Source organism: [Clostridium] celerecrescens 18A (assembly GCF_002797975.1).
GTDB lineage: Bacteria > Bacillota > Clostridia > Lachnospirales > Lachnospiraceae > Lacrimispora > Lacrimispora celerecrescens.
In genome coordinates, this window is the sequence record NZ_PGET01000001.1 from 4,456,864 (window position 1) to 4,479,067 (window position 22,204).

Sequence of the window (22,204 nt, forward strand, 5' to 3'; positions counted from 1 at the left end):
GTATGGGAATGAAGTATGTAAATGACCGATTTTATGAACGGATGAATGGAGAGGACAGGAACCGGGAGCTGATAAAGGAAATGAAAAGAGAGGTAGATGAGTTTCTTCCTTATTTTTCTGACTCTCCTGACCGGTTAAGCCGTTGGGGGCACTACTATTTTTGTGACGAAGACGGAGGACGGCTGATTTTTGATATAAACTCCCCTGACAGGCATCGGTGCGAAGTGTGCAAAAAGGTGTATAAAAGTGAAATTTTAGATGGCGTTTGGGTTTATTTCTACCGGAATAAAGCGGTGATCATGGCGCTGGTATCTGCATTTGTTTATAAAGCCACAAAGGAAAAAAAGTATTTTGATTATTCTGTGTCAGTAATGGAATATTACGCCCGTCATTATAAGGAGTTTCTGATGCATAACAAAGAAAATCTGACCGCAGATTCCTATGACGCAATGCCCTGGGGATGCGGAAGAATGATGCCCCAGGGGCTGAATGAATCCATTGTTGCTATACGTTTTGTCCAGGCCATCGAGATATTAAGAGATGAATTAAGTCCTGATTTTCTTGATCTGGTGTATCACAATATGTTCCGGGAAATGTATTTTCTGCTGGCACCCCAGGCCACCAGAATTCATAATATCAGCTGTTGGAATCTATCCGCTATCGGTGTCATGGGGCTGGCTTTCCAGGATCAGGAGATGATTGATTTTGCATTCAACAGTGAGTTCAATGTAAGAAAACAGCTTGAAACAGGAGTGACGAAAGACTTTTTCTGGTATGAAGGATCCATTCATTATAACTTCTTTTTGCTGGAAGGCATTACGTATCTGTTTCTGTTCAGTAAGGTTTATGGTTATGATTTTGGAAAAACCGGGATTGAAATTTTGCAGAATATGTTTGTACAGGCATATAATTATGCATTTGACAATCAATTTCTGCCCAATCCTAACGATGGCTGGCCCAATCTGAATTTACGCACATTCAGTTATATCTACCATACGGCTGCCAGGGCTATGGGAGAGGACAGCCCGATCGGCAATCTCGTGAAGAACATTGAAGTGTCCGATTCTGTTCGTACGCCCCTGCCTTTATCAGAGCCATATTATTGCAAAAACAGTGTTTGTCTGGAAGAACTTTTGTTTAATATTGACTTTGATTATGAGAAATTTACTCCGATTAAGCAGCATTCAAACAACTTTCCTGAATCCAATTTTGCAATATTGAGAAATGACAAATGGAACGGGTTTATGAAATATGGATTAAATGGAAAGTCACACGCCCATCCGGACATCATGAATGTGGAACTGATGTATGGGAATCACAGAATATCCAGGGACTTGTCAAATGCAGGGTACCGGGCCCGCCTGTGCAATGAATGGCACAGGAAAACCCTGTCTCATAATACGGTCTGCTGGAATGGAACGGACATAACCTCTGTGAGTCCAGGAGAATGCCTGTATTTTGATAAAAATAAAGTGACTGCAGCGGCAAGAAATGTCTATGATGGTATTCACTATACCAGGACGATACAGATCTTAGGTAATACCTTTACGGATAATTTCCGGGTGGAAAGAGGTATGAGTGGGATATTTGACTACGTGTTCCATTTGGAATCTGCTCTTAGCTTGGAATATGATCTGGATCTGGAAGATGGGAACCTGGGATTTGAAAAAAATGGCTATCAGCATATCCTTGAAACCAAACGGGTAAATACAAAAGAAAATCATGTCGTGTTGCGGGCCGGGGCAGAAGATGTAATGTGGAATATATGGATCGACCTGACAGGGAATCACCAGTTATACCTCTTAAAAACATTGGATAATCCGGTGAATCAAAGGAGAAATACAATTTTACTTAGGAATACAGGAACATCTCCCCATTATCATTTAAAAATAATGGCGGAGGAAAACAATAAAAAAAGCTGAGAAAAGGAGATCAAAAATGAGAGCAATAATCACAGGAGGAACAAGTGGAATTGGCTTAAGCGCTGCCATAGAGCTGGGGAAGGCTGGTTATGACATTATAGTTACAGGAATTAGTCGAGAGGATGGGAAATCGGCACTGGAAACTCTGAAAAGCCAGGGGATAAACAGTGAGTTTATTTATGCAGATTCTATGAATGAGGAAGACGTCAATCGCTGCTTTGAAAAAATATCCCAGACTTATGATTCCCTTGATGTGTTAGTGAACAATGTAGGAGGTCTTGGCGGAAGGCAGCGTTTTGAAGAGATGGAGACTTCCTTTATGAGAAAAGTAATGGCACTTAACTTTGACAGCGCATTTTTTGCAAGCCGTGCAGCCATTCCTTTGCTGAAAAAGGGCAATCATCCATCCATCATTAACTATAGTACTATTGCAGTTACCTCCGGCGGAGGCCCGGGCGCGGGAATCTATGCTGCAAGTAAGGCAGCAATTGAAGGACTGACACGGGCACTGGCAAAAGACCTTGCGGATTATGGAATCCGTGTAAATGCCGTTTCCCCTGGCACCATTGATACGGCATTCCATTCTGCAACAAAACGTGAGATCCTGGAGTCATGGAAGGATGGGATTCTTATGAAACGGCTTGGAGAACCATCGGAGGTAGCGACAGTAATCGGATTCCTTGTTTCTGAGAAGGCCTCCTTTATTACAGGAGAGATTATACAGATCAATGGCGGCCAGGTGTTTATCTGATGATATAGAGAGGGAGTGGCATAATGGTTTTAAAATATGAAGATATAATTCCCGGGAATCCGGAGCCGGGAATCACCAGGCGTATTCTTGCAAGAGGCGGAAGCCTGATGGGGGTAGAGGCCTCCTTTATAAAGGGAGCAGTGGGAAGTGTACATAAGCATCCTCATGAGCAGGTCAGCTATATAGTATCCGGTTCCTTCCAGTATGAAGCAGATGGTGTAAAGTATATTCTGAAGGCCGGCGACAGCTATTATGTAGAACCGGATTCACTGCATGGCGCAACTGCATTGGAAGATTCTGTGATCCTGGATATTTTTACACCCCAGCGGGAGGACTTTATTGGGGAGGTATAAGAAGGAAAGGATTTAGTTATAAAATTTTATACATAATGACAGGCTGCCAAAATGATAAATTGGCAGCCTGTCATTATTGTATTCCAACCATTATTTTCAATTAAATTAGTAAACTTGAAAAATTATGTCATAATTCTTGTGATTGTAGACAGGATGATAATAATCTATTTGGATAAAGAAAGGCGTTATTATGTATACAAAACAAGATCTAAAGCAGAATTTGAAAGTGATGGGTATTATGCCCAATGACACTTTACTCCTGCACTCATCCATGAAGGCAATCGGAGAGGTTGAAGGCGGGGCAGATACCGTACTTGATGCTTTTATGGAATATATGTCTGACGGTCTGCTTATACTGCCCACTCATACATGGGCTGCCATGTCAGAATACCACAATGTATATGATCCGCGAATAGAGCCGGCTTGCGTAGGAATTTTACCCAATCTTTTTATGAGACGGAAAGGAGTACTTCGATCCTTGCATCCAACCCATAGTGTAGCCGTGTACGGAAAGGATAGTAAGGCATTTATTGAGGGAGAAGAAAACCGAACAACGCCCTGTCCTCCAGGTGGCTGCTATGATCGTTTAAAAGATAGAAATGGTAAAATCCTGCTTCTTGGGGTTGGTCACGAGCGAAATACTTTTATACATTGCGTGGAAGAACATTTAGATGTACCGGAGCGCCTGACCAAGGTACCCACTTATTTTAAGATAGTCATACCAGGCAATCAGATGAAGCCCTCCTTTATGCGCTGTCATGACAATCCTGTTACGGATCATATTTCTGATAATTACTCAAAACTGGAGCAGGCTTTCTACGACAGAAATGCAGCAGTTAAGACCTGTTTTGGCGATGCCGCCTGCATTCTGTGCGATGCTAATGCAGTATATGAAGTGACAAAAGATGTGTTGTCCCACCAGATTAATTGTATCATAGAATTAGAAACAATTCCTAAGGAGTGGTGGCTGAACGTATAAGATACCACCCAATTCTATCGTTTTATAAATCTAAAAAAAGAACATGAATCTGAAAATCGTTTATTCCATTTATCGGATTATTCCATTATAATTATAGTAACTATAAAATAATCTATTACGGAAGAGGTGGAACCAGATGTCAAAGGAACAGTATTTTAAAAACCGGAATAATTATATTAGCGGCGAGGAAAAGGCATGGATCACAGATTACTGCAAAAGGAATTGGCCGGAGGAAGTGAACCATATCCTTCGCATTGCTGATGATGCAATGGAGCATACGTTTTTGTTTGATTTGCGGTGGGATATGGAGCGAACCTATGAGCCGGTTCATTTTGACCAGGAAGTAGTTTGGGACTACATGCCGGGAGATGACCCGGAATTTATCTTTCAGTTCAACCGCCACCAGTTCTTTATATGTTTGGGACAGGCATATGCCATGACTGGTGATGAAAAGTATGCGAAAACTTTTGCAGAGCTGTTAGGTTCCTGGATAAAAAACAATCCTCTTACAGAAGAGACCAAGCAAACCACATGGAGGAGCATTGAAGCCGGTATAAGGGCTGAAACCTGGGTAAAGGCCATGGGCTATTTTAAGGACAGCCCCTCTGTAGATGACAAGCTTGTGAAAGCATATATGGACTGTCTCACCGTTCATGCAGAATACCTTATGACTACCTACAAACATTTCCAGATCAAGAGCAACTGGGGAGTTATTGAAAACCGGGGCCTTATGGAGATCGCACTGGCCCTTCCTATCAGCGACCGGACAAGAGAATATCTGGATGCAGCACTTATACGCCTTAGTGAAGAGATAGAGGTGCAGATCGCCGATGACGGAGTACACTGGGAGCAATCCCCTATGTATCATAATGAGGTGTTTCACTGTTATCTGGAAGTGATGCGGTTGGCTAAGCGCTACGGAATTAAGCTTTCGAGGAAAAGGACCGAGAAAGTACGGCAGATGGCCTATGCAAATGTTGCATGGAAAAAGCCTAACCATTGCCAGCCCATGCAGGGAGACAGTGATGAAACCGATATCAGGGACTTACTGACTCAAAGTGCCTGGCTGTTTTCAGATCCGATGCTGAAATACTGTGCTTATGACAAAATGGACTATGACGGAGCATGGGACTTTTTAAAAGAGGGAATCGAGGGCTACGGAAAGCTGATTGCAAAGGAACCTGATTTTTTAGATAAGGTTATGGAAAGCACCGGAAATCTTTATGTCCGCTCCGGCTGGGATGAAAATGCAGATTATTTCCACTTCCGCTGTGGATTCCTGGGAGGAGGCCACGGCCATTCCGACAAGCTGCATGTGGATCTTGTGATCAACGGAGAGGATATCCTTATGGACACTGGGCGTTACCATTATGTGCCTGGCGAAGCAAGAACCTGGTTTAAAAGCGCTCTGGGCCACAACGTTCCCCTGATTGACGGCCGTGATTATTTAAAATGCCGGGATGCCTGGGGAGTGGATCAGATGTCTGCAGCATATTTTGGCGGTTATAAGAAAAAGGATGGGTATCGTTATATCCAGGGAAGCCACGGCGGATATTTGAATGGAGAAGAGGGTAATGTGTGGATCACCAGAAAAGTGCTGGCGATTGATACGGATCTTTATCTGATCGCAGACGAGTTTTTCTCCAGGGAAAAGCACACATACCAGCAGCTCTATCATTTTAACAATCAGGGGAAGGTTACCCGGTCCGGTTGCACTGTGCGTTATTCCGGCATCGGGACAGACGGGGAATTGACAGTTCTTACGCAGGGGTGTGGGATGAAACTGTCAGATGGCCGGATATCCAGAAATTATAACCAGATGGAAACAGGAAAGCAGCTTTTGGCCGGTAAAGAAGCAGATGGTTTTTCTTCTATTATTACTGTTGTATCAGGAGGGGAAAAGAAGAACTACAAATCCCCGGAACTTTCCCTTCTTCCTGTATTTGGTGCGGATCCATCAGTTCCCTTAGATCCTTCTGATGCGGAGGCGGTATCTATTGGCTGGAAAGGTAAGAACTATGTGGTTATTTTGGCACACCGTGATATCGGAGATTCCACTGACCTGCTTTCGGCGGGAGGCGTGAAGGGACTAGGAACGGTGATTGTTTTTGATACGGAAAAGCTGAAAGTGGGAGGCACGGTACTTCACTGGTAGAGAACACAAAAGGAATATATGAGAGAAAGCAGCGTTTATCCGAATAGGAAAAACGCTGCTTTTTTGCAATGTTCATAGCTGAAAATGATGGTATACTTATCTTAAATGGTAATCCGCGCCTCAATCCAGTGAAGGACATCATTGATGACTTCGTCCCTGCAGTATTCATTAAAGATCTCGTGGAACAATCCTCCGTAGATCTTCATCTGCTTATCTTTTGATGGGGCGGCTGCGAAGTATTGATAAGTATCCTGAACGCTTACCAATCCATCTTTTTCCCCATGAAGCATGAGGATGGGATACTCAAACCTTCCTACTGCTTCTTCAAACCAGGCAATTCCCTGGCATAGGGCGTAGCATAAGCCGGTGGTAAAAGTTTTTGAGTTATAGGGATCCTTGCCATACCAGTCAACGACCTCAGCTACGGAGCATACGCCTGCTCCCAGTTCATTAGGTAGCTTCGTGTGGGGATCCAGGCCTCCTGGAACACTGCTTATCAGCCTCATATTATCCTTTGTCAATGCGCCGCTTGTGATGATGCCCCGTAGCTTCTTGTCCGGATATTTTGCGCCGTATAAGGAAACAGTGAAGCCTCCCATGCTGTGACCGATTAAAAAAACCGGGATATCCGGATGCTCCATGATTGCCATGTCCACCACAACATTTGTGTCATCAAGCAATTCATTAAAGTCTTCATAGTGGGTCCGTTCCCCCTCAGAACGTCCGTGACCCCTGTGATCGAAACGGTAGGTTGCGATCCCGGCTTTGTGAAGCAGCTCAGCAACGTAATCATATCTTCCCTGATGTTCACATAACCCGTGGACGATGACGGCTGCTCCCCGGGCTGCCTCTGGAACTTCCCTATTTAAAAACAGTCTGGTCCCGTCAAATGAAGAAATCATTTCTCCCATTGAAATACCTCCTTTGATACATTGGTTTTGCATTTCCCTTATTATACCAAAACTATATCTATTTTAATAGGAAGAAAGCCATAAAAAGCAGGAAAAAAATTTTACAGGATATTTGTAGGATTTGATAGCCATATAAGAAGGAAGGGTTGGGAGCATATCCTTTTTCCCTATCTATTCTTATCTAATTATATTAGTGTTAGGTACTAATGACGGTTAAATAAAAAAAAGCAAAAAAAACATGGTCAAATTTTACAAATTATTAGAAAAAAATTCTACATAAAACCTAGAAAAATACGCTAAAAATAAAAAACTTTAGGATTTGGACATAATTTAAGTTAAAAAATTAATAATAATTTTAGAATTTTAAGCGAAAAATTGTCTCAAATGTTCAAACAATTAACTGCATTAATAAGATGTTAGGAAATTTGCAAAAAGTTGACAATTTCCGCAGATGAAAGTATGATACACGATAGACCTCTGCTATATTGTATATTTAGGAGTACAATCAGTAAATCTGGTAATATATAAAGGGGAAGACAGTTTAAGAAAGGAAGTGAGCATTACGGAGGATTTGGCAGAGAAGTTATTAGAGGAACTGAACTGCGAAACGGTTTTTACCATTCCGATATTCGGAGGCATTCCCATTGCTGAATCAGTAGTGGTGACATGGATTATCATGGCAGCACTGACACTCCTTTCCATCATTCTGGTGAGAAATCTTAAGGTTGAGAATCCTGGAAAGAAGCAGCTGGCGCTAGAAATGGCAATCGGTGGAATTTACAATTTCTTTGAAGATCTAGTGGGGGAAGAAGGGAAGAGATACATTCCTTATCTCATATCAGTGGGAATTTATCTCGGAGTGGCTAATTTGATTGGTTTGGCAGGTTTCAAGCCGCCTACCAAGGATTTAAACACCACTGCAGCGCTTGCTGTCATGAGCATACTTCTGATAGAATATTCAGGCCTTCACAAAAAAGGGGTAAAAGGTTTTATAAAAGGCTTTGCAGAGCCATCACCGATTATAGCCCCTATTAACATCCTGGAATTATTTATTAAACCGCTTTCTTTGTGTATGCGGCTTTTTGGTAATATCCTGGCGTCATTTGTAGTTATGGAATTGCTTAAGCAGTTTGCAGCACTCCTTGTACCAATTCCGTTCAGTTTTTATTTTGATATTTTTGACGGATTGATTCAGGCGTATGTATTTGTATTTTTGACTGCCCTTTTCATTAAGGAATCGGTGGAATAAACAATAGTAAATTAAAAGGAGAGATTATTATGTTAATAGCAATTGGAGCAGGAATCGCAGTATTCACAGGTATTGGAGCAGGAATCGGAATTGGAATAGCAACCTCAAAAGCAGTGGATTCCATTGCAAGACAGCCTGAGGCAGAAAGCAAGATCAGCAAAGCCCTTCTGTTAGGTTGTGCGCTTGCTGAGGCAACTGCCATCTATGGTTTCGTTATAGCCCTTCTCATCATTTTATTCCTTAAATAATTAACTAGGTCAGGATTAAGATGGAAAAATTAAAAAGAAAGGCAGGCGGTACAGATGCTTAGACTGGATATGAACTTTGTGTGGACTATCGTGAATCTCATCGTCCTGTATCTTTTGCTTAGGCATTTCCTCATAGGGCCGGTTTTGGATGTGATGAATAAACGGCGGGGAATGATTGAGCAGAGCATTTCAGATGCCAGGAATAAGGAAGTTTTAGCAGCGGATCTTAAAAAGCAGTATGAAGAAAAGCTGGCTGCCTCCTCGGATGAGGGTTCAAAGCTTATTGAAGAAGCAAAAAACCAGGCAAAGGCTCAGTACGACCGGATCTTAAAGGATGCGGAGGAAGATGCAGGCCGTTTGATGGCCGGGGCCAGGAAACAAGCTGAGGCTGATCAGGAAAAGGCATTGCGTGAGGCCAAGGCGCAGATTGCGGGCATAGTAATCGCAGCAGCGGCCAAGGTGGTTAATCAGGAGGTAAGCGCCAGGGCAAATCAGGCGCTTTACGATTCATTTATAGCAGAAGCAGGTGATTTTCATGATGCAGGCAGCAATTAATTACGGGCAGGTGCTTTATGAGCTCTCTGTTCCTGAAACAGCCATTGAGGAAACGGCTCTGGCACTAAAGACTGTGCCGGAGCTTAAGCGTGCCCTTAACAGCCCTGTGGTAGCAAGGAGCAGCAAGCACCGGATTATTGACCGCGTATTTCCTGCTGAGATCAGAACCTTTTTAAAGGTTTTGGTGGATCGCCGGGATGTAGATCTTGCAGATGATATTTTTCATGCATGGCGTGCCTGTGTTTGCAGACAGGAAGGAATCCTGGAGGCTTCCCTTTTCTACGTGACGGAACCGGAGGAAGAACAGCTTCGCGAGATCAAAGCAATGCTGTGTAAAAAATATGATAAACATGATGTAAGGCTTCGCCTGATTCAGGATGCAGGTTTGATCGGTGGATTCATCATCCGCGTAGGAGATGTAGAAACTGACTGGAGCTTAAGGGGACGCCTTAGAGAATTGGAACAAAAAATAATGCGGAGGTGAAAAACGTGGCTTCCATCAATTCAGATGAAATAATTTCTATATTGAGAAGTGAAATTGAAGATTATGACGCTCATGCCAGGGACCAGGAAGTTGGAACTGTTATAAGCGTTGGCGACGGTATCGCAACGGTTTATGGAATTGACCGTGCGATGTACGGCGAAATCGTTATTTTTGATAGTGGAATCAAGGGAATGGTACAGGACATCAGAAAAGAAGACATCGGATGTATCCTGTTCGGTTCCGACCGGGACGTCAGGGAAGGTTCCAAGGTAACAAGAACGAAAAAGCGTGCCGGAATCCCGGTAGGCGAGAAGTTTGTGGGAAGAGTTGTCAATGCCCTTGGTGCTCCCATTGACGGAAAGGGAGAGATCATCTCTGACGATTACCGTCCTATTGAACATGAAGCACCTGGCATTATAGACCGTAAGAGCGTGTCTGTTCCAATGGAAACCGGTATTCTTGCCATTGACTCCATGTTCCCCATTGGACGGGGACAAAGAGAGCTGATCATTGGCGACCGTCAGACCGGTAAGACTTCCATCGCCATTGATGCTATCTTAAACCAGAAGGGAAAGGGCGTGATCTGCGTTTATGTAGCGGTGGGGCAGAAGGCATCTACCGTTGCAAAGCTGGTGAATACCCTGTCACATTACGGCGCTATGGATTACACCATTGTGGTATCTTCTTCGGCCAGTGAACCCGCACCTTTACAGTATATCGCACCTTATTCCGGTACTGCTCTTGCAGAGTATTTCATGTACCAGGGGAAAGATGTGCTGATCGTTTATGATGATCTGTCAAAGCATGCGGTAGCATACCGTTCCTTATCCCTGCTATTAGAGCGTTCTCCCGGACGTGAAGCTTATCCAGGCGACGTATTTTATCTTCACTCCAGGCTTTTGGAGCGTTCCAGCCGGTTAAGTGAGGAAGCAGGAGGCGGTTCCATTACCGCACTGCCTATCATTGAAACCCAGGCCGGTGATGTATCGGCTTATATTCCTACCAATGTTATTTCTATTACAGATGGTCAGATATTCTTAGAAAGCGACCTCTTCTTCTCCGGTATGAGACCGGCAGTAAACGTAGGTCTTTCCGTATCCCGAGTTGGCGGAGCGGCTCAGACCAAGGCGATGAAAAAGGCTGCGGGAAGCATTCGTATCGACCTGGCACAGTGCCGGGAGATGGAAGTGTTCACCCAGTTCAGCTCAGATCTAGATCCGGCTACTAAGGAGCAGATCCAATATGGTAAGGGACTTACGGAGCTGTTAAAACAGCCTTTATGCCATCCTTTGAGCCTTCATGCCCAGGTGATCAGTCTGATTGTAGCCAATAACCGTCTGCTTTTAGATGTGGAAACTACAAAGATAAAAGAGTTTCAGAGAGAATTGCTGGCATTCTTTGATGAGCGCTATCCGGAAATCGGAAAGGAAATTGAAGAAAGCAGAGCGCTGTCTGACGAGCTGAAGCAGAAGATTGTTGATGTGACAGCCGAATTTAAACAGAAACGGGTGTAGGATATGGCAAATGCGAGAGAGATACAAAGCAGGATGAACAGCATCAAAAGTACCATGAAGATAACCAATGCGATGTATACCATTTCCTCGTCAAAGCTGAAAAGAGCAAGGAAAGCCCTGACTGATACGGAGCCTTACTTTTATGCACTGCAAAGGACCATTGCCAGAATCATAAGGCACACGCCCGAAATTGACGACCCGTATCTGGATACCAGGCCGCATATTAAGAAAGAAGACCGTAAGATCGGATACATTGTGGTAACGGCTGACAAGGGGCTGGCCGGTTCTTATAATCATAACATTTTTAAACTGGCTCAGGAGCAGATTGACAAGGGCGGAAATCCCATGCTGTTCGTAGTTGGTGATCTGGGACAGCAGTATTTTATGAAAAAGGGAATACCGGTGGAACAGGATTTCCGGTATACCGTTCAAAAGCCAAATATGAGCCGGGCCAGAATCATTGAGGAAAAGATCGTGGATTACTTCCTGACAGGAAAGCTTGATGAGGTATATATGATCTACACCAGAATGGTGAATGCCATGAAAATGGAGGCTGAGATCGAACAGCTTCTTCCCATTCCTAAGCACCGGTTAAGCCAGAGCGTACCAATTAATGTACATTTGGAAGAGATCACCATGAAACCATCTCCACAGGCTGTGATCGATGCCATCGTGCCCAATTACATTGCAGGCTTTATCTATGGAGGTTTGGTGGAGTCTTATTCCAGCGAGCAGAATTCCAGAATGATGGCCATGCAGGCTGCAACAAAGAGTGCTCAGGAGATGCTTGACGAGCTGGCGATAACCTATAACAGAGTCCGCCAGGCGGCCATCACCCAGGAGATCACCGAGGTAATAAGCGGTGCAAAGGCTCAAAAGAAAAAAAGGAAGAAAGCATAGTATCATCGGATGTTCCGGTTAACTTTAGAGAGGAGGAGTCCTCACGACTGTGAGTAACAGAATATGAATATAGGAAAGATCGTTCAGGTCCTTGGACCTGTAGTAGACGTTGAGTTTTTTGAAGGCAGCGAACTTCCCCGCATTAAGGATGCCCTTGAGGTGAATAATGAAGGGAAACGCTGCGTAATGGAAGTTGCACAGCATATGGGAAACAGTACAGTCCGCTGTATCATGCTGGCTTCCAGTGAAGGACTGTATAAAGGCATGGAGGTAACCGCTACCGGGGAAGGCATTAAGGTTCCGGTAGGTGAGCAGACTCTGGGACGCCTTTTTAATGTACTTGGAGAGACTATTGATAACGGCGGTTCCTTAAATGGCGGTCCGGAGTGGGTCATTCACAGAGATCCCCCAGCCTTTGAAGAGCAAAGCCCTGTGGCAGAGATCCTTGAAACGGGAATCAAAGTCATTGATCTTCTGGCTCCTTATGCAAAAGGCGGGAAGATCGGTCTGTTCGGCGGCGCCGGTGTTGGAAAGACGGTTCTGATCCAGGAGCTGATCCATAACATTGCCACGGAGCACGGCGGATATTCTATTTTTACCGGTGTTGGAGAGCGTTCCCGTGAGGGAAATGACCTTTGGACCGAAATGGGAGAGTCCGGGGTTATTTCAAAGACTGCCCTGGTATTCGGTCAGATGAATGAACCGCCGGGTGCACGTATGCGTGTGGCTGAAACCGGACTTACCATGGCGGAATACTTCCGTGACGAAGAGCATAAGAATGTGCTTTTATTTATTGATAATATTTTCCGATTCACCCAGGCGGGGTCTGAGGTTTCTGCCCTTCTTGGACGTATGCCGTCAGCGGTTGGTTACCAGCCTACTCTGGCTACGGAAATGGGCGAGCTTCAGGAGAGAATTACTTCCACGAAAAATGGTTCCGTTACTTCTGTACAGGCAGTGTATGTGCCAGCCGATGACTTGACGGATCCGGCACCTGCAACTACTTTTGCCCATTTGGATGCTACCACTGTATTATCCAGAAAGATCGTAGAACAAGGTATTTATCCGGCGGTTGATCCCCTTGCCTCAAACTCCCGTATCCTTGAACCGGATGTGGTTGGGGAAGAGCATTATGAGGTAGCCCGTAAGGTACAGGAATTGCTTCAGAAATATAAGGAACTTCAGGATATTATCGCTATCTTAGGTATGGAAGAATTGGGAGATGACGATAAGATCACGGTTTACCGGGCAAGAAAGATCCAGAAATTCTTATCTCAGCCTTTCTCTGTGGCTGAGAACTTTACAGGCGTCGCAGGTAAATATGTTCCCCTTAAGGAAACTGTCCGGGGCTTCAAGGCAATTGTGAATGGAGATATGGATCAGTATCCTGAGGCTGCATTCTTCAATGTGGGAACTATTGATGAGGTAATTGAAAAGGCCAGGACATTAGAGGCTTAGCTTGGAGGTGCTGCCTGTGAGTAAAAATACATTTTTCCTTCAGGTTCTTGCCAGTGATAAGGTGTTTTATAAAGGTTCGTGCCAGGAGCTTGTGATTCCTCTTTCAGATGGAGAAAAGGCGATCCTTCCTCATCATGAGGATATGGTCATAGCAGTATCCATAGGAGAAATGCGTTTGTTGGATGAAAACGGCCAGTGGATCCATGCGGTTGTTGGAAATGGTTTCATCCAGATTATAAACAATCGTGTGACACTTCTTGTGGACACAGCCGAGCATCCGGAAGATATTGATGAACGCCGAGCAGAAGAAGCAATGGAGAGAGCGGCCGAGCAGTTAAGGCAGAGTAAGAGCCTTCAGGAGCATTCTCATTTTGAGGCTTCTATGGCCAGGTCGCTGGCCAGGCTGCGTACAAAACACAAATTTGAGCTTTGACAGGGAATGATGATAAAAAAAGAAGGATACCCAGGAGGTAGAAATCTGCCTCCCGGGTATCCTTTTTACTTATCCTAAAGCCACATCTAAAATCATCATGATCAGAAATCCTACCATAACGCCAAGGGTTCCAACATTGGAATGTTCACCCAAATGCGCCTCGGGAATCAGTTCTTCCACCACCACGTACATCATGGCGCCGGCCGCAAAGGACAGAAGCCAGGGCATGAGAGGCTGGATACTGCCTGCCACGAGAACGGTAAGGATTCCGAATACAGGCTCTACGATGCCGGACATGCTTCCCCGTAAAAATGCCTTTCCCGTGGAAAGACCCTCCTGCCTTAAAGGCAGAGAGATGGCAGCTCCCTCCGGGAAGTTCTGGATGCCGATGCCGATAGCAAGTGCCATGGCAGCAGTATAAAGAGCCGGATCACTCCCATGCTGTGCAGCCAGGGCAAAAGCCAGTCCAACGGCCATACCCTCTGGAATGTTATGAAGCGTCACAGCCATAACAAGCAGGGTGGTCCGTTTCCAGGTAGAAGAGATTCCTTCCGCCTCGTTCGTTTTATCATTGTTCAAATCTGGATGAAGGTGAGGAAGAAGGGTGTCTAACAATATGAGAAATAGTACTCCCAAGACAAATCCTCCTGCAGCGGGTATCCAGCCCGCAGTTCCGCTTGCCTCGGCCTCCTCGATGGCTGGAATGAGAAGCGACCACACGGAGGCCGCAATCATGACACCGGCAGCAAAGCCCAGGAAGATCCTCTGGACAGACTGGTTTACATCCTTTCGGAAGAAGAATACAACCGAAGCCCCCAGGGTGGTCATGAGAAATGTAAAGCCGGTACCGCCGGCAGCCCATAGAACAGGCGTCATAATAAGCCCTCCTTTATCTCTTTAAAGTCAGGGGTTCTGACTGTGTTTTCACTTCTTTAACTATACCATAACCTCAGTTTTGACGCAATGAGATAAATTCCCTTTCCATTTCCGACAGTTTTATGCTAAAATAGACCTAATTTTACATAGTAAATACCCTTCGGGTATCCCTTTATGCCTAAAGAGCATAGGCAACAAATAGGAAACACCCTTCGGGTATCCCTTTATGCCTAAAGAGCATAGGCAACAAATAGGAAAGGAATTTGATTTATGAACATAAAAATAAGATGGAAAAGGCGTTCTGCCTACTCTGTATTTTTGGCAGCAGCAGCTGTTTCTTTATTAGCAGGCTGCAATAAAACAGAAGCAGTCAAAGGACCTGGAAAGGATGCAACGCCATCCATTGCCATAGTAACGGAACAAAAAAATGAACTGCAGCCTATTGATGCACTTACTCCAGGGGGAGATTTAATGCCAAGACTTCTTATGGTGCCGGAACAAAAAGAAAATCCTATCCCGGAGTATTTGCGGAACGGAGTAGAGCATCCGGTGGTGGCCAGCCTTCAGGAGCGTTTGATGAATTTAGGCTTTATGGACAACGATGAGCCCACCCAGTATTTTGGTAATGTGACTGAGGCTGCAATTAAGACGTTCCAGCGACAAAATGGCCTGGCTCAGGATGGAATCGTAGGGCCGGAGACGTTAAATTCCATTATGTCACCATCTGCCAAATATTATGCTGTGTCAAAGGGTGTGGAGGGTGACGACATATCACGGATCCAGAGCCGCCTTTATGAGCTGGGGTATCTTGCCAGTGCGGGTCAGGTATCCGGCAGCTTTGGGGATGAAACAGAGGCCGCGGTCGAGAAGCTACAGGAGGTAAACGGCTTAAACATCGATGGAAAAGTAGGACGTCAGACCATAAACCTGCTTTACAGTGAAGAGATTAAGCCCAACTTTCTGTCTTATGGAGAAAAAAGCTATTTGGTTTTATCCAGTCAGCAGCGCCTTAAGGAGTTGGGGTATTTAACAACCACTCCGGATGGGGCATACGGAAATGATACGGTGATAGCGGTGAAACAGTTCCAGTCCCGGAATGACCTGGTTGTGGATGGATATTTAGGGCCGTCCACCCGGATCACCTTAATGAGCGCTGGGGCGCAGCCTAATGGCCTGACCCTGGGTGAACAGGGGGAATCGGTTACCAGGATCCAGCAGCTGTTAAATAAATACGGGTATCTGGCTTCCGCTAATGTGACAGGATATTACGGTGAAGTGACGGAAAAGGCGGTTAAGGCATTCCAGAACAACAATGGACTGAAAGCGGATGGTTCTGTAGGACAGCTTACCATGAGTAAGCTTACGGGAAGCGGTATAAAATCCGCAGGCTCTTCCGGTTCCGCAGGTGGTTCCTCAGGAGGAACCGTTAAGGGAGGCTCCGGCGTAAGCGGACTGCTTTCTATTGCAAGATCAAAGCTTGGACGCCCCTATGTATGGGGGGCCAAGGGTTCGGAATCCTTTGACTGCTCTGGATTTGTCTACTGGTCTCTCAACCAGGCTGGCGTCAGACAGAGCTATCTGACCTCTTCCGGTTGGAGAAACGTAGGTAAATATACAAAGATCACCAGCTTTGGAAACCTGCAGGCAGGCGATATTGTGGTGGTAAGCGGCCACGTGGGAATCGTAGCCGGAGGCGGAAAAGTTATCGATGCTTCTTCCAGTAACGGACGGGTAGTGGAGCGTTCCTTAAGCTCCTGGTGGAAACGCAACTTTATCTGTGGCTGGCGTATATTTGGATAGGAATGGTTCAGAATAATGAGTATGAAAACGCAGAAAAAAGCAATTAATATGGTTACAGATTCACCGGGAAGGGCCCTTTTGCTCTTTGCCCTTCCCTTGATTCTTGGAAATTTATTTCAGCAGTTTTATAATATTATAGACTCTGTCGTGGTCGGACGGTTTGTGGGGGAGGAGGCCCTGGCATCAGTAGGTGCTTCCTATTCCATCACAAATGTGTTTATCGCCATTGCGGTAGGAGGCGGAATCGGAAGCTCGGTGGTGGTGTCCCAGTTTTTAGGGGCAAAGCAGACTGGAAATATGAAAACCGCCATATCCACCACTCTTATAAACTTTTTATCCATAGGAGTGATACTGGGCGGTCTCGGGCTTCTTTTCAATCACCGGATTTTAAGCTTCATGAACACCCCGGAGAATGTATTTTATGATGCCTCGGTGTATCTTGGGATTTATTTTATCGGGCTGCCCTTCTTATTCATGTATAACGTACAGGCTTCTGTATTTCAGGCCCTGGGAGATTCTAAGACTCCCTTATATCTGCTGGTATTTTCTTCTCTATTAAACGTTATACTGGATCTTTTGCTTGTGACCCAGTTTTATATGGGGGTAGCCGGTGTGGCGATAGCCACCTTGATCGCTCAGGGATTTTCAGCGGTCCTTTCCTTTCTCGTTTTGATAAAACGGTTAAAGGGGTATGAGACAACAGAACCATTTCGGCTTTATGACTGGAATATGATGCTTCATATGATGCGGGTTGCCATTCCCTCCACCCTTCAGCAGTCCATCGTCCATATCGGAATGCTCCTCGTGCAGTCTGTGGTCAATGGTTTTGGCTCTGCGGTCATGGCGGGCTTTGCGGCGGGAACCAGGATCGAATCGATCTGTATTGTTCCCATGCTTGCTCTTGGAAATGCCATGTCTACCTATACGGCTCAGAACATAGGTGCTGGAAAGACAGACCGGGTAAAAACAGGCTACCGTTACTGCTTTCTCATGGCAGGGGTTTTTGCGGTTTTTATCTGTGTCATTATGGAGACCTGGGGAGACTTGTTTATTCGAAGCTTTTTAAACGAAGGCAGTGCAGAAACAGCGTTTCAGACAGGCATGGATTATGTCCGGTTCATTTCCTTTTTCTATATCTTCATTGGCTGTAAGTCGATCACAGACGGACTTTTGCGTGGCGCAGGAGATGTGGTGATATTTACTGTTGCCAATCTGGTAAATCTGGCGATCCGGGTGTCGATAGCGGCAATGTTCGCTCCCGTTATTGGCGTCCAGGCCGTTTGGTTTGCGGTTCCAATGGGCTGGACGGCCAATTATATTATATCATTCTTCCGTTATCTGTCGGGAAAGTGGGAGAAGATACGGCTCATTTCTTGACGGGGAAGGCTACGCCTGCTTTAAATAGATCTCCGTCAATGTAAAGCCTTAATTCCCCGCCCTGAAGCTCGGCCAGGCTTTTTGCGATAGAGATTCCCAGCCCGCTTCCTTCCGTGGTCCGGGCAACATCTCCCCGGACAAAGCGTTCAGTCAGTTCATCCGCACGGATGTTTAACGGGTTTTGAGATATATTCTTCATGGTGAAAACTGCCATATTCTCTTCCAGAGTAACGTCTACGTATACCCGGCTGTGTTCCATGGCATACTTAAACGCATTGTTATAAAGGTTCTCAAGCACTCTCCACAAATACCTGCCGTCCGCCTCGATCAGGATGGAATCGGCCGGCAGGGTGGAAACCAGTTCCAGATTCCGGAGAGCAAATTTTTCTTCAAATTCTCCGTTAGTCTGGTGAATAAGTTCTACAAAATCAATGCTGGTGATGTCAAGCTTTAAATTTCCTGAGCTCGCCTTTGAGGCCTCTACCAGATCTTCTGTCAAAGTCTTTAATCGCTGGGATTTCTGTTCCAGGACTTCTAAATAGCCCTGAATCTTCGGGTCTTGAATCTTTTCCCTTTTTATTAGGTCCACATAATTTATGATGGATGTCAGGGGCGTCTTAATGTCATGAGATACATTGGTGATTAAGTCTGCTTTTAAGCGTTCACTTCGTACCTTTTCCTGGAGTGCCGTTTCAAGTCCTGTGCTGATGTGATTGATGTGCTCAGCCAGTTCCCGCTCTTTTCCGTTAAATTTCAAGGTATTGATCTTATAAGTGGTATCTCCTCTGGATATATTTAAGAGGGCCTCATTAATTTGATCGGTCTCCCATGCATTTTTGTACATCTGATGGAATATCCAAAAATCAAGGCAGAAAAACAGCAGAGCAACTGCCCCCATAAGAATCCGGGATTCTAGGCTGTTATAGGTAAATAAAAGGAAGGCAAAAGCCATTGTCATGGCAACGTTAAAGACCAGGAATAAGGTATAAGAAAGCATAATCCGCGTAGTAAAGCGCCGGTTTTTAAAGTACAGGGACAAATTTTTAAATCCCCCGTGCATAAGACTTCCGGTCCAGAGATTTCCTGCCTTATAACGTTTTAACAAACTTAATGCAGCTGACAGTCCGGCTGCATAATAAATGAGGACCCGAAGGGCCAGCTCTCCGTAATCCCAATGATCAACGGCAAAGAAAAGGTGAATAATTTTATTTGCAAGCCGGTTTGCAAGAAACAGGGCAAGGATGGCAGCCACAGAATACAGAAGGAGACAGCTCTCTGCAGGGAGCCGGTCAATCCGTTCTAAGGGACCGCTCTGTTTCCTGTCTGACTGCCCAATCATGCTTACCAGGGCATACAGGGTCGCGATACAACCCAGGATTCCCAGGCACAGGCTGATCATTCCGGTGATGAATAACAAACGCATCTGGTCATAGGAAGCAGCGGCTTTGGCGTAAGCATCGCTATAAGGATAGGTAGTATCCACAGCTATTGTCATATGATAATTGCCGTTGTTATAGGGATTCATCTTTTCCAGCTGGGAAGAAATATTTTGGGGGACAGTGGTTAAGTTGGAATCCACATAAAGCGCTTCTCCTGTTACGTAAAGGTATCTTCCCATTGACTTAAAATCATTGATGGATTTACCGGTAACGTTGCTGTATAGCTTATAATCTTCAGGTGTGTTCTGATAGAGGACTTCAAACTTTAAGTTGCTTGGATTTTGAATAAAACGGTAAAAAAATGAATAGTAGTTGCCCAGGTGGGTAAGCACCTCATAGGCCAGCTGGTCCATGGTAAGAAATGCTTCTCCGGGCTCCGTGATTTTAAAATCCGGTTCATAGGCCCGGTAATCTACCCGTACATACGAGTCTGAGCTATCTGCAGCCGGCTGCCCTCCGCTCACCTTAAATTGCTCATTCAGATAATAGCCCAGGGATTTGGCCCTCCGTATCATCTCGTCCACCGTATATTCCGTTGTGGTCCCCGGACCTTCTATGACCCGGACAATGGGCTTTGAATAGTCAAGCTTTCCGTTGGTTTCAAATACTTCCTTATATTTTACATAATTAAAAATATCATCAATATCAGATTTAAGCTGACGGGTGAATTCAGGCGTGTCCTCATAAGTCTCATGGTTGATCCAGTGGATTCCCTCCCCGTAATGGGAATTGCTGTACATGATGGAGACGCCTACGACAACGAGAAGGGAGAAGAGCAAATGCATGAGGACTGCAAAATCTTTTCTTTTTTTCATAAACGCTCCTATTGTTTCTCTATCTTATAGCCTACGCCCCATACCACTTTTAAGTAGCGAGGTTCTCTTGGGTTGATTTCGATCTTTTCCCGGATGTGCCGGATGTGTACAGCCACGGTATTATCTGCGCCGATTGCTTCTTCATTCCAGATCTGCTCATAGATTTCGTCAATGGAAAATACTTTTCCCGCATTCTTTACTAAAAGCAGCAGGATGTTGTACTCAATGGGAGTCAGCTTGATCAGTTCTCCCTCTACGGCAACCTCCTTGTTATCGTCGTTAATGGCCAGGCCTCCGCATTTATACACTTGTCCGGCTGGCTGTTGGTTCATGTTACCAAGCTGGGTATAACGGCGCAGCTGCGATTTTACCCTGGCTACCAGCTCCAGCGGATTAAAGGGCTTGGTAATATAATCATCTGCTCCGATGTTTAATCCCAGGATTTTATCGGTATCCTCGGATTTGGCAGAGAGGATGATGATGGGGATGCTGCTTGTCTCACGGACCTTTAACGTGGTCCGGATTCCGTCAAGACCCGGCATCATTACATCCAGTATCATTAAATCCACTTCGTGTTCTTCCAGAAGCTTTAGGGCATCATAGCCATCATAGGCTTTAATCACATGAAACCCTTCTCCTGTTAAATATATATCAATAGCTTCCACAATTTGTTTGTCATCATCACATACTAAAATATTCTGCATACGAAAACCTCCTTTTTCAATATTATACAACGAAGGCAGTAAAAAAGCACATTACATTTTTATGAATCTCGGAATCCCTTTATTTATGCGTGTTTGAAGGCTACTATCTTTTCATTTGACTGCATCTTGACTGCATTATAATATGACTCAAGTTTATCCACTTTTACATCCGTGTATCCAAAATGAGTGTAAGTGTCCAGGGTGGTTTTTATATCATCGTGTCCTAAGAGATATTGGGCCTGCTTAATATCTACGCCAGCTTTGTAAAGATCGCTTGCGTAGGTATGCCGGAAGATGTGCGCGGTAATATCACTTGGCAACGGTGTTTTTGATACGGCTTGCAGTTTCTGAAGGATTTTATTCCATCGTCCATTAAAGGAGCCTAGGCCTATATAGCTGCCAGTTTTTGATTTGAATAGAATTCCGGATTGCCCAGTTGTGTACTCAAGTAAGACTGGAAGTAGGAGGCTCGGTATAGGGATATACCGTTTTCCAGCGGTTGTCTTAGTGTACTCCTGTAAACAGCAACTAGTTTTTTTACTGGTAACCAATGTTTTTGATACCTCAATACGTCTCTTTTTAAAATCAATGTCGGACACATTTAATGCTAGTGCCTCACATTTTCTCATGCCAGTGTATAGAAGGAGGTTGATAAAGCAGCGTTCAAAGTCATTTAATTCCGCATTATCAATAAGCTGCCGTTCTGATGATGTTAAGGCTCGCTTCTTTGTCCTCCTTGCATTTTTAATGTCCTTCATGCCTGCTGTGATGTCTACTGCTAGTATTTCCTTATATACTGCATATCGTACTATTGCCCGGATTCTGCCTAAGCACGTATTATAACGTATGGGTTTACCGGATTTGATCATCGAACTTCGAAAGCTCTCAATGTGGCTCTGTTTTAAGTCTTTTACTTTGATATCTCCGATAAAAGAATTAATGGTTCTTAGCTCGCTGCGAGTAACGGTTATGGATTGATCTGTAACACTCCCTATCTTTTCATTCGTAAGCCATAACTCCGAAAGCTCTCGGAAGGTCATATTTATTTCCTGCAGAATAATCCCCTTATCTTTTAAACTCATGAAATCCCTATAATTTTTGTCCAGTTCTTTTTGCGTTTTTCCGTAAATGGTTTTACGGATCGGCTTACCGTTCCTTAGTCCTATTGTCACCTGTTTGGAGTATCGTCCATCCTTTCTTTTCTTCTTTTTCTCAGCCATAATATCATTTCCTTTCGTGAGTTGTGATGTCACAACTTATTTTTGGGTACAAAAATACGCC

Annotated in this window: 20 protein-coding genes; 15 read left to right on the plus strand and 5 right to left on the minus strand. The window is 44.7% G+C overall.

All coding sequences use genetic code 11. The features are described from left to right. Positions 1-8: 8 nt before the first annotated feature. From H171_RS20185 to H171_RS20205, 5 genes are all read left to right on the plus strand, one after another. Positions 9-1,922 carry a heparinase II/III domain-containing protein gene (locus H171_RS20185; protein ID WP_157803195.1) on the plus strand — a complete coding sequence of 638 codons (1,914 nt, stop codon included), beginning with the start codon at positions 9-11 and terminating at the stop codon, positions 1,920-1,922. Between the two features lie 16 nt (positions 1,923-1,938). Then, on the plus strand, positions 1,939-2,673 hold the full coding sequence (locus H171_RS20190; protein WP_100306732.1) for an SDR family NAD(P)-dependent oxidoreductase: 735 nt from the start codon (positions 1,939-1,941) through the stop codon (positions 2,671-2,673). Positions 2,674-2,696: 23 nt separating this feature from the next. Beyond that, positions 2,697-3,026 (plus strand): cupin domain-containing protein, encoded by a 330-nt coding sequence (locus tag H171_RS20195; protein ID WP_100306733.1) that lies wholly within the window; start codon positions 2,697-2,699, stop codon positions 3,024-3,026. Between the two features lie 190 nt (positions 3,027-3,216). Continuing rightward, entirely contained in the window at positions 3,217-4,005 is a 789-nt protein-coding gene (locus tag H171_RS20200) for an AAC(3) family N-acetyltransferase (RefSeq protein ID WP_100306734.1), read from the plus strand. A 136-nt stretch (positions 4,006-4,141) separates the two neighbouring features. After that, positions 4,142-6,160 carry an alginate lyase family protein gene (locus H171_RS20205; protein WP_100306735.1) on the plus strand — a complete coding sequence of 673 codons (2,019 nt, stop codon included), beginning with the start codon at positions 4,142-4,144 and terminating at the stop codon, positions 6,158-6,160. Positions 6,161-6,261: 101 nt separating this feature from the next. Here H171_RS20205 and H171_RS20210 read toward each other — a convergent pair whose 3' ends face one another. Further along, positions 6,262-7,071: an alpha/beta hydrolase gene (locus tag H171_RS20210; protein WP_100306736.1), complete on the minus strand. Its 810-nt coding sequence runs from the start codon at positions 7,069-7,071 to the stop codon at positions 6,262-6,264. A 553-nt stretch (positions 7,072-7,624) separates the two neighbouring features. On the opposite strand from H171_RS20210, the gene H171_RS20215 reads away from it, so the two are divergent. From H171_RS20215 to atpC, 8 genes are all read left to right on the plus strand, one after another. Beyond that, on the plus strand, positions 7,625-8,320 hold the full coding sequence (locus H171_RS20215) for a F0F1 ATP synthase subunit A (RefSeq protein WP_025230541.1): 696 nt from the start codon (positions 7,625-7,627) through the stop codon (positions 8,318-8,320). A 29-nt stretch (positions 8,321-8,349) separates the two neighbouring features. Beyond that, on the plus strand, positions 8,350-8,568 hold the full coding sequence (gene atpE / locus H171_RS20220) for an ATP synthase F0 subunit C (RefSeq protein WP_025230540.1): 219 nt from the start codon (positions 8,350-8,352) through the stop codon (positions 8,566-8,568). Positions 8,569-8,622: 54 nt separating this feature from the next. Then, on the plus strand, positions 8,623-9,123 hold the full coding sequence (gene atpF, locus H171_RS20225; protein WP_100306737.1) for a F0F1 ATP synthase subunit B: 501 nt from the start codon (positions 8,623-8,625) through the stop codon (positions 9,121-9,123). After that, positions 9,104-9,607, plus strand: a complete 504-nt coding sequence (atpH, locus tag H171_RS20230) for an ATP synthase F1 subunit delta (protein ID WP_100306738.1) — start codon at positions 9,104-9,106, stop codon at positions 9,605-9,607. The genes atpF and atpH overlap by 20 nt, the downstream gene beginning before the upstream one ends. 5 nt (positions 9,608-9,612) lie before the next feature. Next, positions 9,613-11,121 (plus strand): F0F1 ATP synthase subunit alpha, encoded by a 1,509-nt coding sequence (gene atpA, locus H171_RS20235; protein ID WP_207655206.1) that lies wholly within the window; start codon positions 9,613-9,615, stop codon positions 11,119-11,121. Positions 11,122-11,124: 3 nt separating this feature from the next. Continuing rightward, a complete protein-coding gene (atpG, locus tag H171_RS20240) occupies positions 11,125-12,021 on the plus strand; it encodes an ATP synthase F1 subunit gamma (protein ID WP_025230536.1) in 897 nt (298 codons plus the stop codon). A 63-nt stretch (positions 12,022-12,084) separates the two neighbouring features. Then, entirely contained in the window at positions 12,085-13,479 is a 1,395-nt protein-coding gene (atpD, locus tag H171_RS20245) for a F0F1 ATP synthase subunit beta (protein ID WP_025230535.1), read from the plus strand. Between the two features lie 16 nt (positions 13,480-13,495). Beyond that, positions 13,496-13,912, plus strand: a complete 417-nt coding sequence (gene atpC / locus H171_RS20250) for an ATP synthase F1 subunit epsilon (protein WP_100307599.1) — start codon at positions 13,496-13,498, stop codon at positions 13,910-13,912. A 69-nt stretch (positions 13,913-13,981) separates the two neighbouring features. Here the strand turns inward: atpC and H171_RS20255 are convergent, their stop codons facing one another. Then, positions 13,982-14,788 (minus strand): ZIP family metal transporter, encoded by an 807-nt coding sequence (locus H171_RS20255; RefSeq protein ID WP_207655207.1) that lies wholly within the window; start codon positions 14,786-14,788, stop codon positions 13,982-13,984. Positions 14,789-15,058: 270 nt separating this feature from the next. Here H171_RS20255 and H171_RS20260 point away from each other — a divergent pair, with 270 nt between their 5' ends. Continuing rightward, on the plus strand, positions 15,059-16,588 hold the full coding sequence (locus H171_RS20260; protein ID WP_100306741.1) for a C40 family peptidase: 1,530 nt from the start codon (positions 15,059-15,061) through the stop codon (positions 16,586-16,588). Positions 16,589-16,603: 15 nt separating this feature from the next. Continuing rightward, complete coding sequence (locus H171_RS20265; RefSeq protein WP_100306742.1) at positions 16,604-17,965, plus strand: MATE family efflux transporter; 1,362 nt, start codon at positions 16,604-16,606, stop codon at positions 17,963-17,965. Here H171_RS20265 and H171_RS20270 read toward each other — a convergent pair. The 3 genes from H171_RS20270 to H171_RS20280 form a co-directional block, all read right to left on the minus strand. Continuing rightward, on the minus strand, positions 17,955-20,219 hold the full coding sequence (locus H171_RS20270; RefSeq protein WP_100306743.1) for a sensor histidine kinase: 2,265 nt from the start codon (positions 20,217-20,219) through the stop codon (positions 17,955-17,957). The genes H171_RS20265 and H171_RS20270 overlap by 11 nt on opposite strands. An 8-nt stretch (positions 20,220-20,227) precedes the next feature. Then, positions 20,228-20,923, minus strand: a complete 696-nt coding sequence (locus H171_RS20275; protein ID WP_100306744.1) for a response regulator transcription factor — start codon at positions 20,921-20,923, stop codon at positions 20,228-20,230. Positions 20,924-21,006: 83 nt separating this feature from the next. Further along, positions 21,007-22,143 (minus strand): tyrosine-type recombinase/integrase, encoded by a 1,137-nt coding sequence (locus H171_RS20280; protein ID WP_100306745.1) that lies wholly within the window; start codon positions 22,141-22,143, stop codon positions 21,007-21,009. Positions 22,144-22,204: the final 61 nt, after the last annotated feature.